This window comes from Dysosmobacter sp. HCP28S3_G4 (assembly GCF_052065175.1).
In the GTDB taxonomy this organism is placed as follows: domain Bacteria; phylum Bacillota; class Clostridia; order Oscillospirales; family Oscillospiraceae; genus Oscillibacter.
Window position 1 is genome coordinate 13,168 of record NZ_JBQHUP010000011.1, and the last position, 20,416, is coordinate 33,583.

General features: G+C 63.3%; 16 protein-coding genes. 10 read left to right on the forward strand and 6 right to left on the reverse strand.

Features of this window, described 5'->3' with window-relative positions; genetic code table 11:
* Nucleotides 1-4: 4 nt before the first annotated feature.
* The 3 genes from asnB to ACTNBU_RS04365 all read left to right on the forward strand — a co-directional run bounded on the left by asnB (nt 5) and on the right by ACTNBU_RS04365 (nt 5,004).
* Nucleotides 5-1,861 carry an asparagine synthase (glutamine-hydrolyzing) gene (gene asnB / locus ACTNBU_RS04355; RefSeq protein ID WP_441031215.1) on the forward strand — a complete coding sequence of 619 codons (1,857 nt, stop codon included), beginning with the start codon at nt 5-7 and terminating at the stop codon, nt 1,859-1,861.
* 71 nt (nt 1,862-1,932) lie between these two features.
* On the forward strand, nt 1,933-3,531 hold the full coding sequence (locus ACTNBU_RS04360; RefSeq protein WP_441031217.1) for a putative polysaccharide biosynthesis protein: 1,599 nt from the start codon (nt 1,933-1,935) through the stop codon (nt 3,529-3,531).
* A gap of 165 nt (nt 3,532-3,696) precedes the next feature.
* Nucleotides 3,697-5,004: a Na+/H+ antiporter NhaC family protein gene (locus ACTNBU_RS04365; protein ID WP_441031219.1), complete on the forward strand. Its 1,308-nt coding sequence runs from the start codon at nt 3,697-3,699 to the stop codon at nt 5,002-5,004.
* A 93-nt stretch (nt 5,005-5,097) separates the two neighbouring features.
* Here ACTNBU_RS04365 and ACTNBU_RS04370 read toward each other — a convergent pair whose 3' ends face one another.
* Together ACTNBU_RS04370 and ACTNBU_RS04375 are read right to left on the reverse strand one after the other, a co-directional pair.
* Nucleotides 5,098-6,234: a glycerate kinase family protein gene (locus tag ACTNBU_RS04370; RefSeq protein ID WP_441031221.1), complete on the reverse strand. Its 1,137-nt coding sequence runs from the start codon at nt 6,232-6,234 to the stop codon at nt 5,098-5,100.
* Nucleotides 6,235-6,240: 6 nt separating this feature from the next.
* A complete protein-coding gene (locus tag ACTNBU_RS04375) occupies nt 6,241-7,209 on the reverse strand; it encodes a D-2-hydroxyacid dehydrogenase (RefSeq protein WP_441031223.1) in 969 nt (322 codons plus the stop codon).
* Nucleotides 7,210-7,344: 135 nt separating this feature from the next.
* On the opposite strand from ACTNBU_RS04375, the gene ACTNBU_RS04380 reads away from it, so the two are divergent.
* Both ACTNBU_RS04380 and ACTNBU_RS04385 read left to right on the forward strand, forming a co-directional pair.
* Nucleotides 7,345-8,484, forward strand: coding sequence for a CdaR family transcriptional regulator (locus ACTNBU_RS04380; RefSeq protein ID WP_441031225.1), 1,140 nt, complete (start codon nt 7,345-7,347; stop codon nt 8,482-8,484).
* Nucleotides 8,485-8,585: 101 nt separating this feature from the next.
* Complete coding sequence (locus ACTNBU_RS04385; protein ID WP_441031227.1) at nt 8,586-9,251, forward strand: hypothetical protein; 666 nt, start codon at nt 8,586-8,588, stop codon at nt 9,249-9,251.
* 72 nt (nt 9,252-9,323) lie between these two features.
* On the opposite strand, the gene ACTNBU_RS04390 is transcribed toward ACTNBU_RS04385, so the two are convergent.
* A complete protein-coding gene (locus ACTNBU_RS04390) occupies nt 9,324-10,535 on the reverse strand; it encodes a M20 metallopeptidase family protein (RefSeq protein WP_441031229.1) in 1,212 nt (403 codons plus the stop codon).
* Between the two features lie 192 nt (nt 10,536-10,727).
* Between ACTNBU_RS04390 and ACTNBU_RS04395 the strand changes: the two genes are divergently transcribed.
* Nucleotides 10,728-11,678 (forward strand): exonuclease domain-containing protein, encoded by a 951-nt coding sequence (locus tag ACTNBU_RS04395; protein WP_441031231.1) that lies wholly within the window; start codon nt 10,728-10,730, stop codon nt 11,676-11,678.
* 202 nt (nt 11,679-11,880) lie between these two features.
* Here the strand turns inward: ACTNBU_RS04395 and ACTNBU_RS04400 are convergent, their stop codons facing one another.
* Nucleotides 11,881-12,216 carry a DUF3870 domain-containing protein gene (locus ACTNBU_RS04400; protein WP_441031233.1) on the reverse strand — a complete coding sequence of 112 codons (336 nt, stop codon included), beginning with the start codon at nt 12,214-12,216 and terminating at the stop codon, nt 11,881-11,883.
* A gap of 377 nt (nt 12,217-12,593) precedes the next feature.
* Between ACTNBU_RS04400 and pepV the strand changes: the two genes are divergently transcribed.
* From pepV to ACTNBU_RS04420, 4 genes are all read left to right on the forward strand, one after another.
* Nucleotides 12,594-13,964, forward strand: a complete 1,371-nt coding sequence (gene pepV, locus ACTNBU_RS04405) for a dipeptidase PepV (protein WP_441031235.1) — start codon at nt 12,594-12,596, stop codon at nt 13,962-13,964.
* Between the two features lie 22 nt (nt 13,965-13,986).
* Nucleotides 13,987-15,081 carry a dipeptide epimerase gene (locus ACTNBU_RS04410; protein ID WP_441031237.1) on the forward strand — a complete coding sequence of 365 codons (1,095 nt, stop codon included), beginning with the start codon at nt 13,987-13,989 and terminating at the stop codon, nt 15,079-15,081.
* Nucleotides 15,082-15,263: 182 nt separating this feature from the next.
* A complete protein-coding gene (locus ACTNBU_RS04415) occupies nt 15,264-16,421 on the forward strand; it encodes a DUF819 family protein (RefSeq protein ID WP_441031239.1) in 1,158 nt (385 codons plus the stop codon).
* A gap of 104 nt (nt 16,422-16,525) precedes the next feature.
* Nucleotides 16,526-17,896, forward strand: coding sequence for a transglutaminase-like domain-containing protein (locus ACTNBU_RS04420; RefSeq protein WP_441031241.1), 1,371 nt, complete (start codon nt 16,526-16,528; stop codon nt 17,894-17,896).
* A gap of 99 nt (nt 17,897-17,995) precedes the next feature.
* Here ACTNBU_RS04420 and ACTNBU_RS04425 read toward each other — a convergent pair whose 3' ends face one another.
* Nucleotides 17,996-18,616, reverse strand: a complete 621-nt coding sequence (locus tag ACTNBU_RS04425; protein WP_441031242.1) for a peptidase C39 — start codon at nt 18,614-18,616, stop codon at nt 17,996-17,998.
* A gap of 104 nt (nt 18,617-18,720) precedes the next feature.
* Entirely contained in the window at nt 18,721-20,007 is a 1,287-nt protein-coding gene (locus tag ACTNBU_RS04430; RefSeq protein ID WP_441031244.1) for an O-acetylhomoserine aminocarboxypropyltransferase/cysteine synthase family protein, read from the reverse strand.
* Nucleotides 20,008-20,416: the final 409 nt, after the last annotated feature.

Below are 20,416 nucleotides of genomic sequence, written 5' to 3' on the forward strand. Positions count from 1 at the left end.
CTGCATGTGCGGATTTGTTGGTTTTCTGGATGAAAACATCACCTATTCCCCGGAGGAGACCGCCCGGGCCATGGCGGACCGCATCGCCCACCGCGGGCCGGACTCCGACGGTTATTTTTGCGAGAATCACGTGGGCATGGGCTTCCGGCGGCTGTCCATCATCGACCTGGACGGCGGCAGCCAGCCCATCTTCAACGAGGACCGGAACCTGGTCATCACCTACAACGGCGAGGTCTACAACTTCCAGGAGCTGCGGGAGGCGCTGCTGGCCAAGGGCCACGTCTTCACCACCCGCACCGACACGGAGGTCCTGCTCCACGGCTACGAGGAGTGGGGCGAGGAACTGCCCAAGAAGCTGCGGGGCATGTTCGCCTTCGTGATCTACGACCGGAAGGAGGAGACGATCTTCGGCGCCCGGGACATCTTCGGCATCAAGCCCTTCTACTACTACCGGGACGGCGGCACCTTCCTGTACGCCAGCGAGATCAAGGCCTTCCTGGCCCATCCCAATTTCCACCGGGCGTTCAATGAGAAGTGGCTCTCCACCTATCTCTGCATGGAGTATATCCCCAACGAGGAGACGCTGTTCACCAACGTGTACAAGCTGCCGGCGGGCTGCTGCTTCACGTACCACGCCGGGGAGATGCGCGTCAGCCGCTACTTTGAGCTGCGCTACGACATCGACCGCAGCAAGACCATGGAGCAGTGGGAGGATGCCATCGAGGAGACCTTCCGGGCCTCCTGCCGGGCCCACCGCATCAGCGACGTGGAGGTGGGCTGCTTCCTCAGCAGCGGTGTGGACTCCAGCTACGTCACCCGTCTGCTGCGGGACGATATGCCGGTGAAGGCCTTCTCCATCGGCTACGCCGAGGAGAAGTACAGCGAGCTGCACCACGCGGAGGAGCTGGCGGAGAAGATCGGCGTGGAGTGCATCACCCGGAAGATCACGGCTCAGGAGTTCTTCGACGCCGTTCCGGCGGTGCAGTACCACATGGACGAGCCGCTGCCCAATCCCTCCGCCATCCCCCTGTACTATCTCACCCAGATGGCCAGCCGGCACGTGAAGGTGGTCCTCTCCGGCGAGGGCGCCGACGAGCTGTTCGGCGGATACAATTATTATAAAGAGTGCCTGGACTTCGAGAAGTACATGAAGGTGCCCCAGTTCGTCCGCAGCGCCTTGGGCGGCGCGGCGGAGAAGCTGCCCCAGTTCCACGGCCGCCGCTTCCTGATGCGGGGCCGTCTGCCCCTGGAGAAGCGGTATATCCGCAACAACTATGACTTCCAGTACGCCGAACTGGGCAGATACCTGCCGGAGGGCTATACCGCCATCGAGCCCAGCACCCTCACCAAGCCCTACTTCGACCACGCAGCGGGGGAGGACGAGGTGACGCGGATGCAGTACGCGGACATCTGCACCTGGCTGCCCTTCGACATTCTCCAGAAGGCGGACAAGATGAGCATGGCCGCGTCCCTGGAACTGCGGGTGCCCTTCCTGGACCGGGAGGTGCTGAAGCTGGCGGTGCAGATCCCGGCGGAGTACCGTGTCACCAAGGAGATGACCAAGGTGGCCCTCCGCCGCACGGCGGGCCGCGTCCTGCCGGAGAAGTCCGCCAAGATGCCCAAGATCGGCTTCATCACGCCCCTGAACGACTGGATGCGCCAGGACGGCTTCTACCAGCGCATCCGGACGGCCTTCGAGAGCGACGACGCCAAGCGCTTCTTCCAGACGGACGCCCTGCTGGAGCTGCTGGAGCAGCACAAGTCCGGCCACAACGGCGGCATGAAGCGCATCTGGACCATCTACTGCTTCCTGGTGTGGTACGACCAGTTCTTTCACTGCCCCTGCGCTTCTGAGCAGTAAAACACGAATCACACAGCGACACAGAGAGAACAGGCGGCGCTCCGGCCGCCGACAGGAGGATTCCGCAGATCATGCCTGAGAGAAAAAAGACCAGCTTTTTTGGCGGCGCGGCGGTTCTGGCCGCGGGCATCGTCATCGTCAAAATTCTGGGCGCCATCTATAAAATACCCATCGTCAACGTGCTGGGCGGCAGCTACGCGGACTTTCAGAACGCCTACTATATCTACGCCCTGCTGCTGACCATCTCCACCGCCGGACTGCCGGTGGCACTGTCCAAGATGGTGGCGGCGGCGGACGCCCGGGGAGAGGACCGGCAGGTCCGGAAGATTTTCCGGGTGTCCCTGTGCGTGTTCCTGACGCTGGGCGTGGTGTCCTTCTTCGTCATGTTCTTCGGTGCGGACGCCCTGGCGGAGATGCTCCACGATCCCCTGGCGGCCAAGAGCATCCGGGCCCTGTCTCCGGCGGTGATCTGCGTGGGCTGTCTGGCCTCCTTCCGGGGCTATGCCCAGGGCCACGCCAACATGGTGCCCACCGCCGTCTCTCAGATCATCGAGGCCTTCTGCAAGCTGGTCATCGGCCTGACTCTGGCGGTGCTGGCCCTCCGGGCCGGAAAGAGCGGTGACACCGCCGCCGCCATGGCCATCGTGGGCGTCACCGTGGGCTCCTTTGCCGCCCTGGGCTACATGCTGCTGGAGTATCTGCACCACCGTCAGATGCCCCGCTCTCAGGAGGAGACGGCTCCGGCGGGGGACATCCTCCGGGAGCTGCTGTCCATCGCCATCCCCATCACCCTGACCTCCTCCGCCGTCTCCGTCATCAATCTCATCGACACCTCCCTGGTGCAGGGACGGCTCCAGACCGCCCTCCACATGACGCTGGACCAGTCCCGGGAGCTGTTCTCCGCCTACTCCGGTGTCATGACCTTGTACAATCTCCCGGCGTCCCTGATCATCGCCATCACCGCGTCCATCATCCCCGCTGTCTCCGCCAGTCTGGCTCGGTCTGATCCCCGGGGCGCGTCCCGGGTGGTGCGGGCCTCCCTGCGCATCACGGCGCTGCTGGTACTGCCCATGGGCGTGGGACTTTCCGCCCTGGCGAAGCCCATCGTGCAGATGCTGTTCCACAGGCTGGACCCGGACGTGTCCGGCCCGCTGCTGGCGGTGCTGGGTATCGCGTCCATCTTCGTGTGCATCATGTCCGTGTCCAACTCCATTTTACAGGCCTACGGATATGAGCGGCTGCCGGTGCTCATCATGATTGCCGGCGGCGTGGTGAAGATCGTGGTGAACTACAATCTGGTGGGCATTCCGTCGGTGAACATCAACGGCGCCCCCATCGGCACCCTCTGCTGCTTCACCCTGGCGGCGGTACTGGATCTCATCATCATCCGCCGCATCCTGCCCCGGCCGCCCAAGTACGGCCGTATGTTCCGGGGGCCGCTGCTGGCCACCATCCTCATGGGCCTGTCCGCCAAGGGCGCCTACTGGGCGGCCAGCCTCCTGTTCGGAAACACCCTCTCCACGCTGCTGGCCATGGCCGTGGCGGTGGCGGTGTACTTCTTCCTGGTGGTGTTCCTCCAGCTCCTCTCCCGGGAGGATCTGGCCCTGATGCCCAAGGGCGAGAAGCTGGCGGACCTGCTGCGCCTGCCCCGCGGCGGGAGAGGCGCCTGAGCGCATTCCAACCGGCCTGCACATTTTATACCATGGGTCCCACCCTGTCCGGCGGACCCGTGGTATTTTTCTGGGGGCAGCCCCTTCTGAACCGCTTGACACGGCCTTGTTTTCGCGGTACGGTTTGTATGAACGGGAAACTCAGTGATTTGAACGGTGGGTGAGATGATGATACAATACGGCATCCTGATCCTCTTTCTCCTGGCGCTCTTTGCCTGCATCCTTTGGGGCTTTTCCGTGATCTGGGCGCTGCTGCTGGGGTATGCCCTGTTCGCGGGCTACGCCCTGTACCGGCGGAACTCCCCCAAAGAGGTCCTGAAAGTGACCTGGGAGGGTATCCGGATGGTGAAAAACATCCTGCTCACTTTTATCCTCGTCGGAATGATCACCGCCCTGTGGCGGACGGCGGGCACCATCCCGGCCATCATCTACTACGCCATGCGGCTGTTTTCCCCGTCGCTGCTGCTTCTGGCCTCCTTCCTGCTGTGCGCACTGGTGTCCGTTCTCACCGGAACCTCTCTGGGCACGGCGGCCACGGTGGGCGTGATCTGCATGATGATCGGCGGCGGTATGGGCACCGATCCCGCACTGCTGGGCGGAGCCATTCTGTCGGGCAGCTTTTTCGGGGACCGCTGCTCCCCTATGTCCACCAGCGCACTGCTGGTGGCGGACGTCACGAAGACGGATATCTACCGGAATATCGGCAACATGATCCGGACATCCGCGGTCCCCTTCCTCATCACCTGCGCCGTCTACATCGTCCTGGGCCGCAGCCAGAGCGGCCAGAGCATGGGCGCGGCGGTGGTCGCCCGGTTCGCGGAGTGGTTCGACCTCCGGCTGCTGACCATCCTGCCGGCGCTGGCCATCGTGGTGCTGGCGCTGTTCCGGGTGAAGGTGAAGCTGGCCATGGGCATCAGCATCGGCATCGCCCTGGTGATCTCCGCCGCGGTGCAGGGCGCACAGCCCCTGTGGCTGCTGCGGACCATCGTCTTTGGCTTCCGGGCCGGGGACCCGGAGCTGGCCGCGCTGCTGAACGGCGGCGGCATCCTGTCCATGAAGAAGGCCTTCGCCATCGTGATGATCTCCGGATCCTACGCGGGACTGTTCCGGATCACGGGACTGCTGGAGGGACTGCGGAGCAGGCTGGCCGCCCTCAGCAGAGTCATCACCCCCTATGGGGCGCTGCTGGTCACGGCGGTGCTGACCTGCATTGTAGCCTGCAATCAGAGCCTGTCCATCATCCTGACTGATCAGCTCTGCGGCGATATCATCCCGGACAAGGACCGGATGGCCGCGGCGCTGGAGGACACCTGCGTTGTGATCGCCGCGCTGATCCCCTGGTCCGTGGCCTGCGCCACGCCCCTTGCAACTCTGTCCGCACCTACCACGGCCCTGCTGGCCGCATGCTATCTGTACCTTCTGCCGCTGTGCCACTTCTGGACGGGACGATTCGTCCGGAGCGAGGAGGAGTGATCTACCCGCAGGCCGTTTCCAATGAGCGCACCAAGAAAAAGTCCGGACGCCGCAAAAGGCGTCCGGACTTTTATATTGGACAAAATAACTGGTTTATTGACAGTTTTCCCCGGCGCGGAACAGACGCAGCACATCCTCCAGGGTGCGCTGGTAGTATTCCCGGCTCCGGGATGCGAACTCCTTGAAGGCCGAGGCGGACCGGTCGATACCGAACATGGCGGTGACGCCCAGATCGTAGGCTTCCCCGGCGTCCTCCGCGATGCCGCCCACAATGGCCACCAGGGGGATGCGGCGGGGGGCGGTGCGCCGGGCGATGCCGGAGATGACCTTGCCGTGGACGCTCTGACTGTCAATGCGGCCCTCGCCGGTGATGACCAGGCCGGCGCCGTCCAGACAGCGGTCAAACTGCACCAGATCCAGCACAGCCTCGATGCCCGGCTTCAGCTCAGCGCCCAGGAAGGCGATGCAGCCCGCACCCATGCCGCCGGCGGCGCCGGCGCCCGGCACCTGGGCGACAGAAATACCCAGCTCCCGCTGGAGGACCTGATCCAGACACCGGAGCTGGCGGTCCAGCCGCTCCACGATGACGTCGTCCGCCCCCTTCTGGGGGCCGAAGATGTAGGCTGCGCCGGTGGGACCGTACAGGGGATTCTCCACGTCGCACATGACGGTGATCTTCACGCCCGCCAGCAGCTGCCGGGTCTCGGTGAGATCAATATGGGCGATGCGGTCCAGGGTGCCGCCCACGGGAACGAAGGCCTGTCCCGCTGCGTCCAGGAACCGGGTCCCCAAAGCGGCGGCGCAGCCGCAGCCGCCGTCATTGGTGGCACTGCCGCCCAGGCCCAGCAGGATCTCCGTGCAGCCCTGCTCCGCCGCATGGCGGATCAACTGGCCCACGCCGTAGGTGGAGGCTGTCTCCGGGTCCTTCCGGTCACCCACCATGGGCAGACCGGCGGCGCTGGCCATCTCGATAATGGCACTGGGGCCCTTCCGGGCATAGGTGGCCTCCACCGGTTCCCCGAAGGGGCCGGAGACCGTCACCGTCACCGGCACGGCGCCGATGGCCTCAATGAAGCACTCCACGGTCCCCTCGCCGCCGTCAGCCACCGGAATGGCCACGATCTGGCAGTCCGGGAAGATGCGGGGGATGGACTGCCGCGCGATCTCACAGATCTCCTGGCTGGACAGCGTGCCCTTGAAGGAGTCGGAAATGACGATGCACTTCTTCATGGGTGTTTACGGATTCACCACATTGTTGGGGGTGCCGGCCATGTAGGACTTCACGTTTTCCACGGTGCAGTCCATGATGCGCTGGCGGCTCTCCTTGGCGCCCCAGGACATGTGAGGAGTGATGATGCAGTTCTTGGCCTTCAGCAGGGGATTGTCGCCGTGGATGGGCTCCGTGGACACCACGTCCAGCGCAGCGGCAGCCACCTTGCCGGAGTTCAGAGCGTCCGCCAGGTCCTGCTCCACTACCATCTGGCCACGGCTGTTGTTGATGATGATGACGCCGTCCTTCATCTTGGCAATGTTCTCCTTGTTGATGATGCCGGTGTTGAAGGGGAACAGGGGCATCTGCAGACCCAGCACGTCGGACTGGGCGAACAGCTCGTCCAGAGAGACGTATTCCACGCCCAGAGCCTTGGCGGCCTCGCTCTCCCGGGCATCATAGGTGATGACCCGCATGCCCAGAGCTTTGGCGATCTCGGCGGTGTGGATGCCGATGTTGCCGCAGCCCAGCAGGCCGTAGGTCTTGCCAGCCAGCTCGATGAGGGGATAGTCCCAGTAGCACCAGTCGGCGCAGTTCTCCCACTTGCCGGCGTAGACGGTGTCGCTGTGGTGGCCGATGTGGTGGCAGACCTCCAGCAGCAGGGCGATGGCGAACTGGCTGACGGAACGGGTGCCGTACACAGGCACGTTGGACACGCAGATGCCCTTCTCCTTGGCATAGGCGATGTCGATGACGTTGTAGCCGGTGGCCAGCACGGCGATGTACTTGATGCTGGGGCAGGCGTCAAAGGTCCGGCGGCTGATGGGGGTCTTGTTGGTGATGACCACCTCGGCGTCGCCGATGCGGGCGATGATCTCCTCTTCGTCGGTGAGGCTGGTGCGGTCATAGACCGTCAGATCGCCCAGCTTGCCCAGAGCGTCCCAGCTGAGATCGCCGGGGTTCTCCGTGTATCCGTCCAGTACCACGATCTTCATAGTGTGCTCCTCCTTGTGATCAAAAATTTTAATGAATGGGCCGTATCTTGATGATGAGATTATAATCCGGAAGGGGTTGTAATTTTTATAAAAATTTTATATGATATCTGTAAAATAACCAAAGGAGGCGGCGCTGTGTTCATCGGCCGGGGGGACGCCCAGCACATTGTGGATGAGATGAAGACCTCCATCCACCGGGACATCAACATCATGGACGGGGAGGGGGTCATTCTGGCCAGTACCAACCCCACCCGGCAGGGAAAGCTGCATCAGGGGGCCCTGCGGATCATCCGGGAAGGGCTGCCCGAGCTGACCATCTGGGAGGACGATCCGGAGGCGGGGGTCCAGCGGGGCATCAATCTGCCCATTGTGCTGGACGGACAGCTGGCCGGGGTCATCGGCGTCACCGGCGACCCGGCGGAGGTGTCCGTCTTCGGCGACATCATCAAGCGGATGACGGAGATCATGGTGGAGAGCATCCGCCAGCAGGAGCAGTCCGACCTGCTGGACCGGGCCAAGAGCCTGTTCGTGGAGAACTGGCTGTTCTCCGACGCGCCGGATCTGTCGGAGCTGGAGGTCCGGGGACGGTTGCTGGGGCTGGACATCGCGGCGCCCTACACCGTGGCCATCCTCCGTCTGGCGGAGGACGACTCCGCCCGGCTGCGGCGTCCGGAGGATCTGTGGGAGGTCCGCAGCAGCATGTTCCTCCGCATGGCCCAGAACCGCATCGGACGGAACGGCCGGAATTTCTGCGCCGTTATGAAGAACCAGATCATCGTCCTGCTGTGCCGCAGCGGCCGAAAGGACGCCTTCAACGTCATCAGCCGCGTCCGGGCCGACATCGAGGGCTACTGCGGCGTCCGGGTCAGCGGCGGCATCAGCAGCGCGTCCCGGGATCCGCTGGACATCCGGCGGTGCTATCTGGAGGCCAGGACCGCCGGGGCCGCGGCGGCCCAGTCCCCCCGGCATCCCATCGTGTTTTACGACCAGGTCTCCCTGGAGTTCATTCTGGAGAGCATCCCCGCCGCCATCCGCCGGGACCTGTGCCATATGGTGTTCTCCTCCTGCCAGGGGGAGGAGCGGGAGGAGCTGCTGCGGACCATCCGGGTGTACTTCGAGTGCGACGGGGACATCCGGGCCTGCGCGGAGCGGTGCTGCGTCCACCGCAACACCTTTCAGTACCGCATGGACCGGGTGAAAAAGCGGACGGGGTACAGTTTGCGGGTACCCAGAGAGTCGTTTCTGCTGTACCTGGCGGCCCGGGAGGCGGACTGAGCCGCCGGGAATTGCTTTTTCCGGCGGACTGTGGTAAAATATCCCTCGAATTTTGTCGGAACAGCGTCCGGATACGGGGCCTGTTCCGGGGAGGCCAGAGCATGCGGTTGAGATCAAAACTGAAAGACCTGTACGAGAGCCCCACGCCCACCGTGGCGCTGACGGATTATGAGGAGTTCTCCAAGTTCATGAACCGGGCGGAACAGCGCTGCGGCGAGACCGGCGGGAATTTTGACGTGATCCTGGACTGGACCATCCACAGCCTTATCCTGAGCCTGACGTCCGACAGTCCGGGCCGCATCTTCCTGCCCAAGACCCGGACGAATCAGTTTGATCTCTGCGACCTGCTGCCGGTGGAGGACATCCAGCCCTCGGGAAAGCGGCTGATGGCCCTGAAGGATCTGAGCATCATCGCGCCGGTGTGGAGCAACGGCGACCTGGAGCGATCCCTGGAGGCATTCTACAGCGGCGGCTATCAAGGGAAAGTCCTGGACAAGGAGGTCTCCGGCATCTGCATCCCGGAGCTGAAGCTGGCCATCGTCTGCAACAATGTGGACGACATCTACGTCCAGCGGATCTGGCGGGCCGGCGCCGCCCTGTTCGACATGTACTCTCTGAAGGATCTGGAACCCATCCTCAGCACGGACGGAGCATTCTGGTACTTTGACGAGGGAGACGGCGAGGAGAGCTCCGAGCCGGTGCTGGAGCCCCGGATGGCGGCGCTGTACAACTGCGGCCTGCGGCGGTACTGCATCGGAAGAACGTAAGGCCGGAACTATATGAAAAGACAGACATCGCCCCGCCGCGGACACCCCGCCCCGGGGCGATGCGCATTTTGGTTACGGATGCTCCTCCAGCCAGCGGAGGGCGCAGCAGGTGAGGATGGCGCTGCCGGTGGGCAGGGCCTCCTCGTCGAATTTCACCTTGGGATGGTGCTGGGGATAGGGATAGCCCTTGGCGGGCTCTCCGGCGGCCAGGGCCAGCATAACGGAGGGCACCTCCTGGCTGACATAGGCGAAGTCTTCAGAGCCGCCGCCGGACAGTCCGCCGGAAGCGGCCATCTTCTGGCCGGACAGGGCCCGCTCCGGCCCCAGCAGCTCCGCCGTGTACTTCTCGGCGTCCCGCACCAGATCGGCGTTGTTCACCAGGGTGGGGCAGCCGCTGCCGAATTCCACGGACGCGCTGGCCCGGAAGACGGCGGCTGTGCCCTGAGAGATCTCTGTCAGGCGCTGCTTCAGTTGGGCGCGGGTCTTCTCATCATAGGTGCGGATGCTGCCGCCCAGCACCGCCGTGTCGGGGATGGCGTTGGCGGCGGCGCCGGCGTGGAAGGTGCCCACTGTCAGAACGGCCCGGGCGTTGGGGGACAGCTCCCGGGCGTGAAGCTCCTGAAGGGCCACCACGATGTGGGCCGCGGCGGAGAGGGGGTCCACGCCGTCCTGGGGGGCGGAGCCGTGACAGCCCTGGCCCTGGACGGTGACGGTGAAGTAGTCCGCGGCGGGGGCGCTGACGCCGGGGGGCGAGACGATGACCGATCCGGCGGGCAGGGGGACACCCGCCATCACATGGATCATCATGGCCGCGTCCACGCCCTCCAGGATCCCGGCGCCGATCATGTCCCGGGAGCCCTCGAAGATCTCCTCGGCGGGCTGGAACATCAGCCGGACGGTGCCGGTGATCTCGTCTTCATGGGCCTTCAGGATGCGGGCGGCCTCCAGCAGCATGGCGGTGTGGAGATCGTGGCCGCAGGCGTGCATCCGGCCCGCGGCGCAGGAGAAGTCCACGCCGGACTCCTCCTGAATGGGCAGGGCGTCCATGTCCGCCCGCAGCAGGAAGGTCTTTCCGGGCCGCTTCCCGCCCACGTCTACCGACAGTCCTGCCCTGCCCAGGGGCCGGGGCGCATAGCCCATCTCCTCCAGCCGGGCTCGGACCCAGGGCAGGGTCTCCGCCAGATCGAAGCCCGTCTCCGCATGGGCGTGGAGCCAGCGGCGGTCCTCCGCGATACGTCCGGCGTCCCGCCGGGCCTCCTCCAGAATGATCGTGCAGTTCAGCATACAAGTCTCCTTCCGCAGCGCGGAGTTCTGCTCCGCCGCTGTCATTGCAGTTTATCCGGACTTATTATATCACTTTTACCGGATTCGCAACAGTCCTCCGTCCGGACCGGCGGTTTTCTTCAAATAATTGCACAGTCCGCGGAAATATGCTATGATGGCGGCAAGAGAACTTGAAAAGGCTGTGATCGCCGCGTGATCGTTTTTGATTTGGAATGGAACAGCGGATGCTATGACAACATCCGCCTGGATGAGATCTTACAGATCGGGGCCGTGCGGGTGGACCGTCCCGGCGGAAGAATTCTGGACACCTTCTGCGCCCATATCCGCCCCCGCGTCCACAAGCGGCTGTCCCCCGCAGCCAAGCGTCTGCCGGAACTGGAGACCTATCAGACGTCGGAGCTGACGTTTCCCCAGGCGCTGGAGGCGTTTCTCCGGTGGTGCGCCGGGGAGGAGCTGGCCGCCTGGGGCGGGGGAGACCTGAAGGCGCTGGCCAGGAATCTGCAGTACTGGGATATCAAAGCGGAACTGCCGGAGCGGTTCCTGGATTTGCAGGACGCCTTCGCCATGACCCTGGAGGCCCCGGGGGAGATCGCCCTTCACCGGGCGGTGGAGTACTGCCGGATCCCGGACGTCTTCGACTACCACAACGCCCTGAACGACGCCGTGTACACCTCTCTGGTGGGAGGCTGGGCGGACCCGGAGGTGCTGCCTCTGGCCGTGCGGGGCGCCGGCATTCTGGCGGCGGAGGAGCCGGCCGCGGCCCCTGGACGGCGGTACGGCCCCTTTGAGACGGTGGAGGAGGCCCTGACCAACCGGGGCTGCCGCAAGGGGAGATGTCCCGTGTGCGGACAGGCATCCTTTGTCAGCCAGTGGCGCTTCCACGGCAAGGGGCCCTATTACGCCAAGCTGGGCTGTCCGGAACACGGCGGATACCTGTTGCGGCTGGAGGTCCAGCGGGGACGGTCGGCCCTGCTGTGGGGCCGTGCGGCGGAGCTGGGACTGACGGCGGCAAACCGGGATCTGCTGCGGGAACTGAAGCAATTGGAGGTGTTCCGGTGTCCCCGGCGGCAGCTGACGCCGAAGCAGAAGCGGAACCGGGCCCGGTATTTCGCGTCCCGGCGCAAGGAGGCGGCGGGGGGCTGACGGGGAAAAACGGTCCCGGGATAGATGTTTCCGGTGGCTCTCTTCGCTCAGCGGGCTGTCTATGAAAGACAATAAAATCAGAGCAGGCCGGCCCTTACAGGACCGGCCTGCTTGCGGTCGTCCCACCGGAGGTGGACACACCTGACAGATTAAAAGACCATTATATTAAAAAATTAGGACAATAAACTGATCTATAGAGTGGTCATTCGCTGCCGGCACGCATGGAGCGGTAGCGCTTGAGGGCGTCGCGGTAGGAGGTGAGGACGGCGCGGCGGGAGGAGCCGCCGTAGTGCTGCTTCAGGACGCCTTCCAGCCAGGCGTCAATGCTGGGAAAATGCTGCCCCACGAACAGTCTGCGCAGGTAATCCTCCGTCAGATCCAGGGTATGGGTGCAGTTGAAGGCCAGCACTTCCTCCGTGGCGGCATCCACCTCAAAGGCAACATAAAAGGAGCCGAAGATCCGGGTGATGGCGTTGTCCGCGTTGGTGCGGGATTCGCCGATGACATAATAGCTGGGCAACGGGTCGGGTGCTTTCATGGCGCATGATGCCTCCTAGCATAAGAATACAGGTTGTTCTCAGGAGCCTGGACCCCTCTTTATTAGAATAAAACGGACGCAGGCGAATGTCAAGGACAGCGGTCCGGCAGATGACAGAGAGACATGTACAATTTATACAAAATCTGAAAGAAAAAACAAGTAAAACAGAAAAATATGACCAACTCCCTTGACGGAAGTCCTGTTTTCCGATATCCTGAAAACAGGAAAGCAGTACTTTCCTCTATATTGGCTGCTTTGTTCGGCGTGGTATAGTACCCTATACCAAAGAGCGGATGAAACCCAGCAGAAGACGCGCGTGATGCGCGGCTTTCTGCTGGGCTTTTTTATCGGCAGTGACATGTACAGGGGGTGGAGATATGACTCTGAAAGAGGCGGTGGAGGCCAGACAGGCGGCGCTGCTGGAGAGCCTGCGGGAGAGCGTCCGCATCCCCAGTGTGCGGGGGCCTGCGTCAGAGGACTGTCCCTACGGACAGGGCGTCCGCCGCTGCCTGGACCACGCTCTGGAGACAGCGGAGAAGCTGGGCCTGACCTGCGTGGACATGGACCACCAGATGGGCTGGTGCGAGTACGGGGATGGCCCGGAGATGATCGCCGTGCTGGGCCATCTGGATGTGGTGCCGGATGGCGAGGGCTGGAGTTTCGACCCCTTCGGCGGGGAGATCCGGGACGGAAAGATCTTCGGCCGGGGGACCATGGACGACAAGGGCCCCACCATGGCGGCCCTGTACGCGCTGGCGGCCATCCGGGACACGGGATTGCCCCTGCGGCGGCGCATCCGTCTTCTGCTGGGCACCAACGAGGAGACCGGCAGCCAGGATATGAAATACTACCGGGCCCACGGCGGGGAACTGCCGGTGATGGGCTTTACCCCGGACGGGGAGTACCCCGTCATCAACGGAGAGAAGGGCATCGTCAACGTGACGTACCATAAGGACTATGCCCAGACAGGCGATGTGCGGCTGACGCGGCTGTCCGGCGGATCGGCGCCCAATGTGGTGCCCGCCGCCGCCCGGGCGGAGATCGCCTGCCCGGCGGAGCTGGCGGCACGTTTGGCGTCGGAGAGCACGGAGACCGTAGTTTGGACGCCCCGCCCGGGCGGCACCGTGCTGGAGGTCCGGGGCGTCAGCGCCCACGGCAGCACGCCGGAGCTGGGCGAGAACGCCATCGGCCGCATGATGCAGGCGCTGGCGGCACTGCCGCTGCGCGGCGGCGCGGCGGAGGCGGTGCGGTTCCTGGCGGAGAAGATCGGCATGGAAACCAGCGGCGAGTCTTTGGGCATTGCCCTGCGGGACGACATCTCCGGGAGCCTGACATTGAATCTGGGCACCGTGGAGGGCGATGAAACGGGCCTGACGGTGCGGATCAACTACCGCTATCCCGTGACGAAGCGGCTGGAGGACTGCGAGCCCATCCTGCGGAGGGCCTTCGGGGAGGCCGGCTTTGCGCTGGCGGAGCAGATCCACAAGGCCAGTCTCTACGTCCCGGCGGACAGCGAGCTGGTGCGGACGCTGCTGGAGGTGTACGCCCGGGAGACGGGCCTGCCTGCGGCGCCCAAGAGCATCGGCGGCGGCACCTACGCCAAGTCTATGCCCAACATCGTGGCCTTCGGGCCCATCTTTCCCGGAGACGAGGTGCGGGAACACAAGCCCGACGAGTTCATCGAGATCGACAAGCTGATGAGAAACGCACAGATCATTGCGGAGGCCATGTACCAGTTGGCAAAATAAGAGAAAAGAGGAGGAGAGCGCATTGAAGATCACGGAGGTCCGGTTGGGGAAGCTCTCGGTCCCCCTGCGGGTGCCGTTCAAAACGGCGCTGCGCACGGTGAACAGTGTGGAGGACGTCATCGTGGAGCTCCGCACGGACACCGGCGCAGTGGGCTACGGCGAGGCCCCGCCCACCGGTGCCGTCACCGGCGACACCACCGGCGCCATCATCGGCGCCATTCAGGATCACATCGCCAGGAGCATCCTCGGACGGGATGTGGATGATTTCGAGGATCTGCTCCAGACCGTTCAGAAGTGCATCGTCAAGAACACCAGCGCCAAGGCGGCGGTGGACATCGCCCTGTGGGATCTGTACGGCCAGCTGTACGGCATCCCCGTCTACAAGCTGATGGGCGGCGCCCGGAAGCACATCGTCACCGACATCACCATCAGCGTCAACGATCCGGAGGAGATGGCGCGGGATGCCGTCAGCGCCGTGGAGCGGGGCTACGACTGCCTGAAGGTGAAGGTGGGCGCCGATCCCACGCTGGACGTGGCCCGGCTGGCCGCCGTCCGGCAGGCGGTGGGCAATGATGTGTGCATCCGTATCGACGCCAACCAGGCGTGGCAGCCCAAGGAGGCGGTCCGCATCCTGAACCAGATGCAGGAGCGGGGGCTGGCACTGGAGTTCGTGGAACAGCCGGTGAAGGCCCATGATCTGGCGGGCATGAAGTACGTCACGGAGCGGAGCTATGTCCCCGTCCTGGCGGACGAGAGCGTGTTCTCCCCGGAGGATGCCCTGAAGATCATGCAGATGGGCGCCGCGGACATGGTGAACATCAAGCTGATGAAGTGCGGCGGATTGTACAATGCCCTGAAGATCGTCTCTGCGGCGGAGGTGTACGGCGTGGAGTGCATGATCGGCTGCATGCTGGAGGCCAAGATCTCCGTCAACGCGGCGGTGGAGCTGGCCTGCGCCAAGAAGATCATCACCAGGATCGACCTGGACGGCCCGGTGCTGTGCAGCGAGGACCCCATCATCGGCGGCGCAGTGTTCAACGAGAAGAACATCACCGTCTCCGACGGGCCGGGCCTGGGCATCAAGGGCGTGGAGCCCGGCAGACTGGTCTATCTGTAAAGCGTCTGTCCCACGGAAAAGCGCGGCGGGCGGGACAGCTGGGGCCGGCCCGGTGCTTTTTAAATAGCGAGAAGAAAGGGAGAAAATTATGGTGATGAAAAACAGTTCAGGAACATGGCCGTAGGTCTGCGGACGTCCCATTCAAACAGAGAAAAATCAAACCATGAGAAGGAGATAGGAATATGATTACCACTGGCTTTTATTACATTGCTGCATGTGTGGCTATCCCCGCTATCATCTGCTGGCTGGAGGCAAAGACCAGCTGGAAGGTCTGGAAATGGCTCCCCGCGTTCGTATTCGTCTATCTGGTCAACATGATCTGCTGCACCGTCCACCTCTGGGATCTGGAGGCGACCTATCCCGCTTACGCGGCTGTGAAGAACAACCTGCTGTACGCGATGATCCCCCTGATGCTGATCCGCTGCGACGTCCGCAAGCTGGCAAAGCTGGGTCCCAAGCTGATCCTGACCTTCCTCTGCTCGGTGCTGACGGTCTGCGTGGGCGTTGTGGTCTCCTACGCCATCTTCCACGGCGCACTGGGCAACAACTCCGCTCACGCCGCGGCCGCCCTGGTGGGCAGCTGGCTGGGCGGCTCTGACAACATGGTGGCTGTTCAGGCGGTGCTGAACGTCCCCGAGGGCGACATGGGTGCCTGCATCATCATCGACAACATCTATTATTCCGTCTGGATCGCGTTCCTGCTGTGGTCTGCGGCCATGGCGGCCAAGTTCAACAAGTTCACAAAGGCCGATACCTCCTATCTGGACAACAAGATCGACATGAACGCCGAGGAGCTGATGGCCAAGGCGGAGCCCGCCAACTTCACCGGCCTGATGTTCCTGCTGGGCTTCGGCCTGGCCTGTTCCGCCCTGACCCAGTGGATCGGCAGCCTGATGAGCGGCTTCCTGACCCTGGAGGGAGGCACCTGGACCGTCATTCTCGGTACCCTTATCGGCGTGTTCGCCGGCATGTCTCCCATCTCCCGCATCGGCGGCAAGGAAGAGCTGTCCAACATGCTGGTGTACATCGTGGTGTCTCTGCTGGCCTCCCGCGCCGGCTTCAACGAGCTGTTCGACGCCCCCATCTGGCTGGTCTTCGGCGCTGTGGCCCTGGCGCTCCATGCGGTGCTCTTCATCCTGCTGGCCAAGATCTTCCACTTCGACCTCTTCTCCTGCGCCACCGCTTCCATGGCCTGCATCGGCGGCACCGGTTCCGCTCCCATCGTGGCGGCGTCCTTCAACTCCATGCTGATCCCCGTTGGTATCCTGATGGGCATTTTCGGCGGCCTGCTGGGCAACTTCCTGGCCCTGATCTGTGATGGGATCATGATCATGTTCTGACCGCGCACGTTCTGAAAACTCCATAGTTTCCATCCCTACGGTATGGCCGCTGTTGCCGCTCTGTCAACGGCGGCCATATCCCTTTACAGAAAGGAGTACACGCCATGCGTGTCAACGAGCAGTTCAAGTATCTGAATATCGGCCTTCCTGACCGCATCGCCCGGAAGAAGACCTTCGGCGATTTCCAGGGCGCCGTCCGTATGATCGACGACGAGCTGGCCGCCGGTAAGGGCAGCCCCGCCTATCAGGCCTGCCTGCGGGTGCAGCGGGAGCTGATCCTCCGCCTGGCCAGGGACTATCCCTACACCTTCGAGGAGGCCGTGGCCTTCGCGCAGAAGAGCGTCCCCGATTTCACCCCTCAGGAGATGGAGGAGCTGGAGCGCACCGGCCGGGTGGACTGGATCTACATCAACGGCGTTCCCCACTACTTCAACCGCTTCCTGGAGAACCTCTTTGAGACCGACCACAGCTATCTGAAGCGGGCGGGCATCCTGCCCCAGGGCGGCGACCCGGACAACTTCGCCCGCCGTCACGCCCTGTTTGAGGAACAGCGGGAAAAGGGCAGTGTGGCCCACCGCATCCGGGTGAAGGCCACCCTGCGGATGAACGACGACGTGTTCCGCCCCGGCGTCCGGGTGCTGGCCCATCTGCCCATCCCCGCCGACTGCGCAGAACAGTCCGACATCCGCATCGAGCGGGTGTTCCCGGAGACCGGAAGTCCTGACCGGGAGGACGCTCCCCAGCGCACCATCTCGTGGCAGGAGGTCATGACGGAGAACCATCCCTTCGAGGTGGAGTACTCCTACATCTACCGCGCCCGGTTCACAGACGCATGGAACGCCAGGGCCGACGCGGAGCAGCCAGACTTCTTCACCGGCGAGCAGGCGCCCCATATCATGTTCACTCCCTATATCCGGGATCTGACCGCCATGCTGACGGAGGGCGCGGCGGACAATCTGGAGAAGGCGCGGCGGATCTATGATTTTGTCACGCAGAACGTGAAGTACTCCTTCTCCCGGATCTACTTCGGATTGGAGTCCATTGCCGAGACCTGCGCCCGGAATCTGGTGGGCGACTGCGGCATCCAGACGCTGCTGTTCATCACCCTCTGCCGCTGCGCCGGTGTCCCGGCCCGCTGGGAGAGCGGCCTCGCCGTGGGACCGGACGCCACCGGCGCTCACGACTGGTGCAAGGTCTACGCCGCACCGCTGGGCTGGTTCCCGGTGGACCTCTCCCGGGGCGGCAGCGCCTTTGCACGGGGGGACGAGACGCTGCGGCAGTATTACTTCGGCAATCTGGAGGGCGACCGCATGGTGGCCAACCGGGAATTCCAGACGGAGTTCGGCGTGCCCAAGGAGCACTGGCGCTGCGATCCCTACGACAACCAGCTGGGCGAGATGGAGACCGAGGACCGGGGCCTGCTCTATGACGAGTTCGTCCGGAGCAAGGAACTGCTGGCATACGAGAAGCTGTAAAGCAAACGGCCTGCCGGACCGCGCGGCATCGGAGAGAAAAATTCCCCCGGAAAGAGCATGCACTCTTTCCGGGGGAACTGTCTGTTCAGGAGGGCGGGATCAGATGAAATACTCGATGGTCTTCTCGGCGGTGAGCTTCGTCCGGTCGTTGAACAGGACCACCGCCTCCCGGGTGTCCGCGGGACCCAGGGCGTAGATCTCCAGCTCCTCCCGGTTGAAAAAGGACTGGGGGACGATGCGGTTATAGGCGGAGGGATGATCCGTCACGCACCGGATCTCCGTCTGCGCAAAGGGCGTGTCCCGGTAGTAGGGGTCGAACAGATACACCTGGCCGTCCCGCCAGCCGGTCAGCAGCACGTAGTGCCACTCGTCAAAAAACAGCCGCACCACCACGGCACCGCCCCGGTTCAGGGCATCGCAGACCAGTCCCTGGCCGCCGATGTACACCGATTTTCCGGAGAGATACTGGCTGGAGATGGGGAGGCGTCCCACCTTTCCGAAGCCGTTGAGCCAGTTGCTGAGAAACATCATGGCGGTGCAGGAGGTGCCGCTCTTTCCGCTGACGCCGTCGGCACCGTAGCAGTCCAGGCAGTACAGCATGATGTTGCGGATGATCTCCGGGGGGATCTCCTCCCGGTCAAAAAGATAGCTGATGCCGTTGAGCATGGCGGTGGGGCCGCAGTCGTATTCGGAGCGCTGATAGAGGAGCGGATTTTTCATGTGACGTCACCTGCGCAGTGTGGAGTTTGCCGGGCGGCTTCCCCCGGATAGAGCTTCCGCTTCTCCCCGGTGTGCGGAGAGAAGCGGAAAGGCAGTTGTTGGAATCAGCCCCGCACGGCGGCGAAGCCCTTCTCCAGATCGGCGATGATGTCGTCGATGTGCTCGGTGCCGATGGAGAGGCGGATGGTGTTGGGATGGATGCCCTGATCCTCCAGCTCCTCGGGGGACAGCTGGGAGTGGGTGGTGGTGGCGGGATGGATCACCAGGGACTTGACGTCCGCCACGTTGGCCAGCAGGGAGAAGATCTCCAGATTGTCGATGAACTTGTGGGCCTCCTCCTGGCCGCCCTTGATGTCAAAGGTGAAGATAGAGCCGCCGCCGTTGGGGAAGTACTTCTCGTACAGGGCGTGGTCCGGATGGTCGGGCAGGCTGGGATGGTTCACCCGCTCCACCTGGGGATGGTTGGCCAGGAACTCCACCACCTTCTTGGTGTTCTCGGCGTGGCGGTCCAGTCGCAGGGACAGGGTCTCCACGCCCTGGAGCAGCAGGAAGGCGTTGAAGGGGGAGATGGTAGCGCCGGTATCCCGCAGCAGGATGGCCCGGATGTAGGTGACGAAGGCGGCGGGGCCGACGGCGTCCACGAAGCTGACGCCGTGGTAGCTGGGGTTGGGGGCGGCGATGGGGGCATACTTGCCGCTGGCCTTCCAGTCAAACTTGCCGGAATCCACGATGATGCCGCCCAGGGTGGTGCCGTGGCCGCCGATGAACTTGGTGGCGGAGTGGACCACGATGTCCGCACCGTGCTCGATGGGCCGGATCAGGTAGGGGGTGCCGAAGGTATTGTCGATGACCAGGGGCAGGCCGTGCTTGTGGGCGATTTCCGCGATGGCGTCGATGTCGGGAATGTCGCTGTTGGGGTTGCCCAGCGTCTCCAGATAGATGGCCTTGGTGTTGTCCTGAATGGCGTTTTCTACTTCCGCCAGATCGTGGGCGTTGACGAAGGTGGTGGTGACGCCGAACTGGGGCAGGGTGTGGGCCAGCAGGTTGTAGCTGCCGCCGTAGATGGTCTTCTGGGCCACGATGTGATCCCCGGCCTGGGCCAGGGCCTGGATGGTGTAGGTGATGGCCGCCGCGCCGGAGGCCAGGGCCAGAGCGGCCACGCCGCCCTCCAGAGCTGCCAGCCGCTTCTCCAGCACGTCCTGGGTGGAGTTGGTGAGACGGCCGTAGATGTTGCCGGCGTCCGCCAGACCGAATCGGGCGGCGGCGTGGGCGGAGTTGCGGAAGACGTAGGACGTGGTCTGGTAGATGGGCACGGCCCGGGAATCGGTGGCGGGATCGGGCTGCTCCTGACCGACGTGAAGCTGCAAAGTCTCAAATTTATAGTTACTCATGGTAAATACCTCTTTCATTTCATTTAGATTTTGTTGTTGGCACGAAAAAAGCCGGGGCGAAGTTCGCTCCCGGACTGCGTATGGCCAAACAGAGGTCCACCTGTGAGATCCTCAGTGAACAGTGGGCGCGCCGACGCACCCGGCCATATGAACAGTCCGGGAGTAGAGCATTCGTCCACAGCGGAAATTGCTGCGCAGCAGCTGCTCAAAATGGCGCGTCATCGCTATCCCTCCCATTGAATTACCTAGTTTGTTTGTCGGTTTATGAGCTATTTATAGCACACAATTCCGATGGTGTCAATAGGAAAAATAAAATTTTTCCAGGGGAAGGCCTGCGGTCTGCCGTCAAGGGAATCCGCTGTTGACAAATCGAGAATAACATAGTAATTTAATAGGATAATAGGGCGGG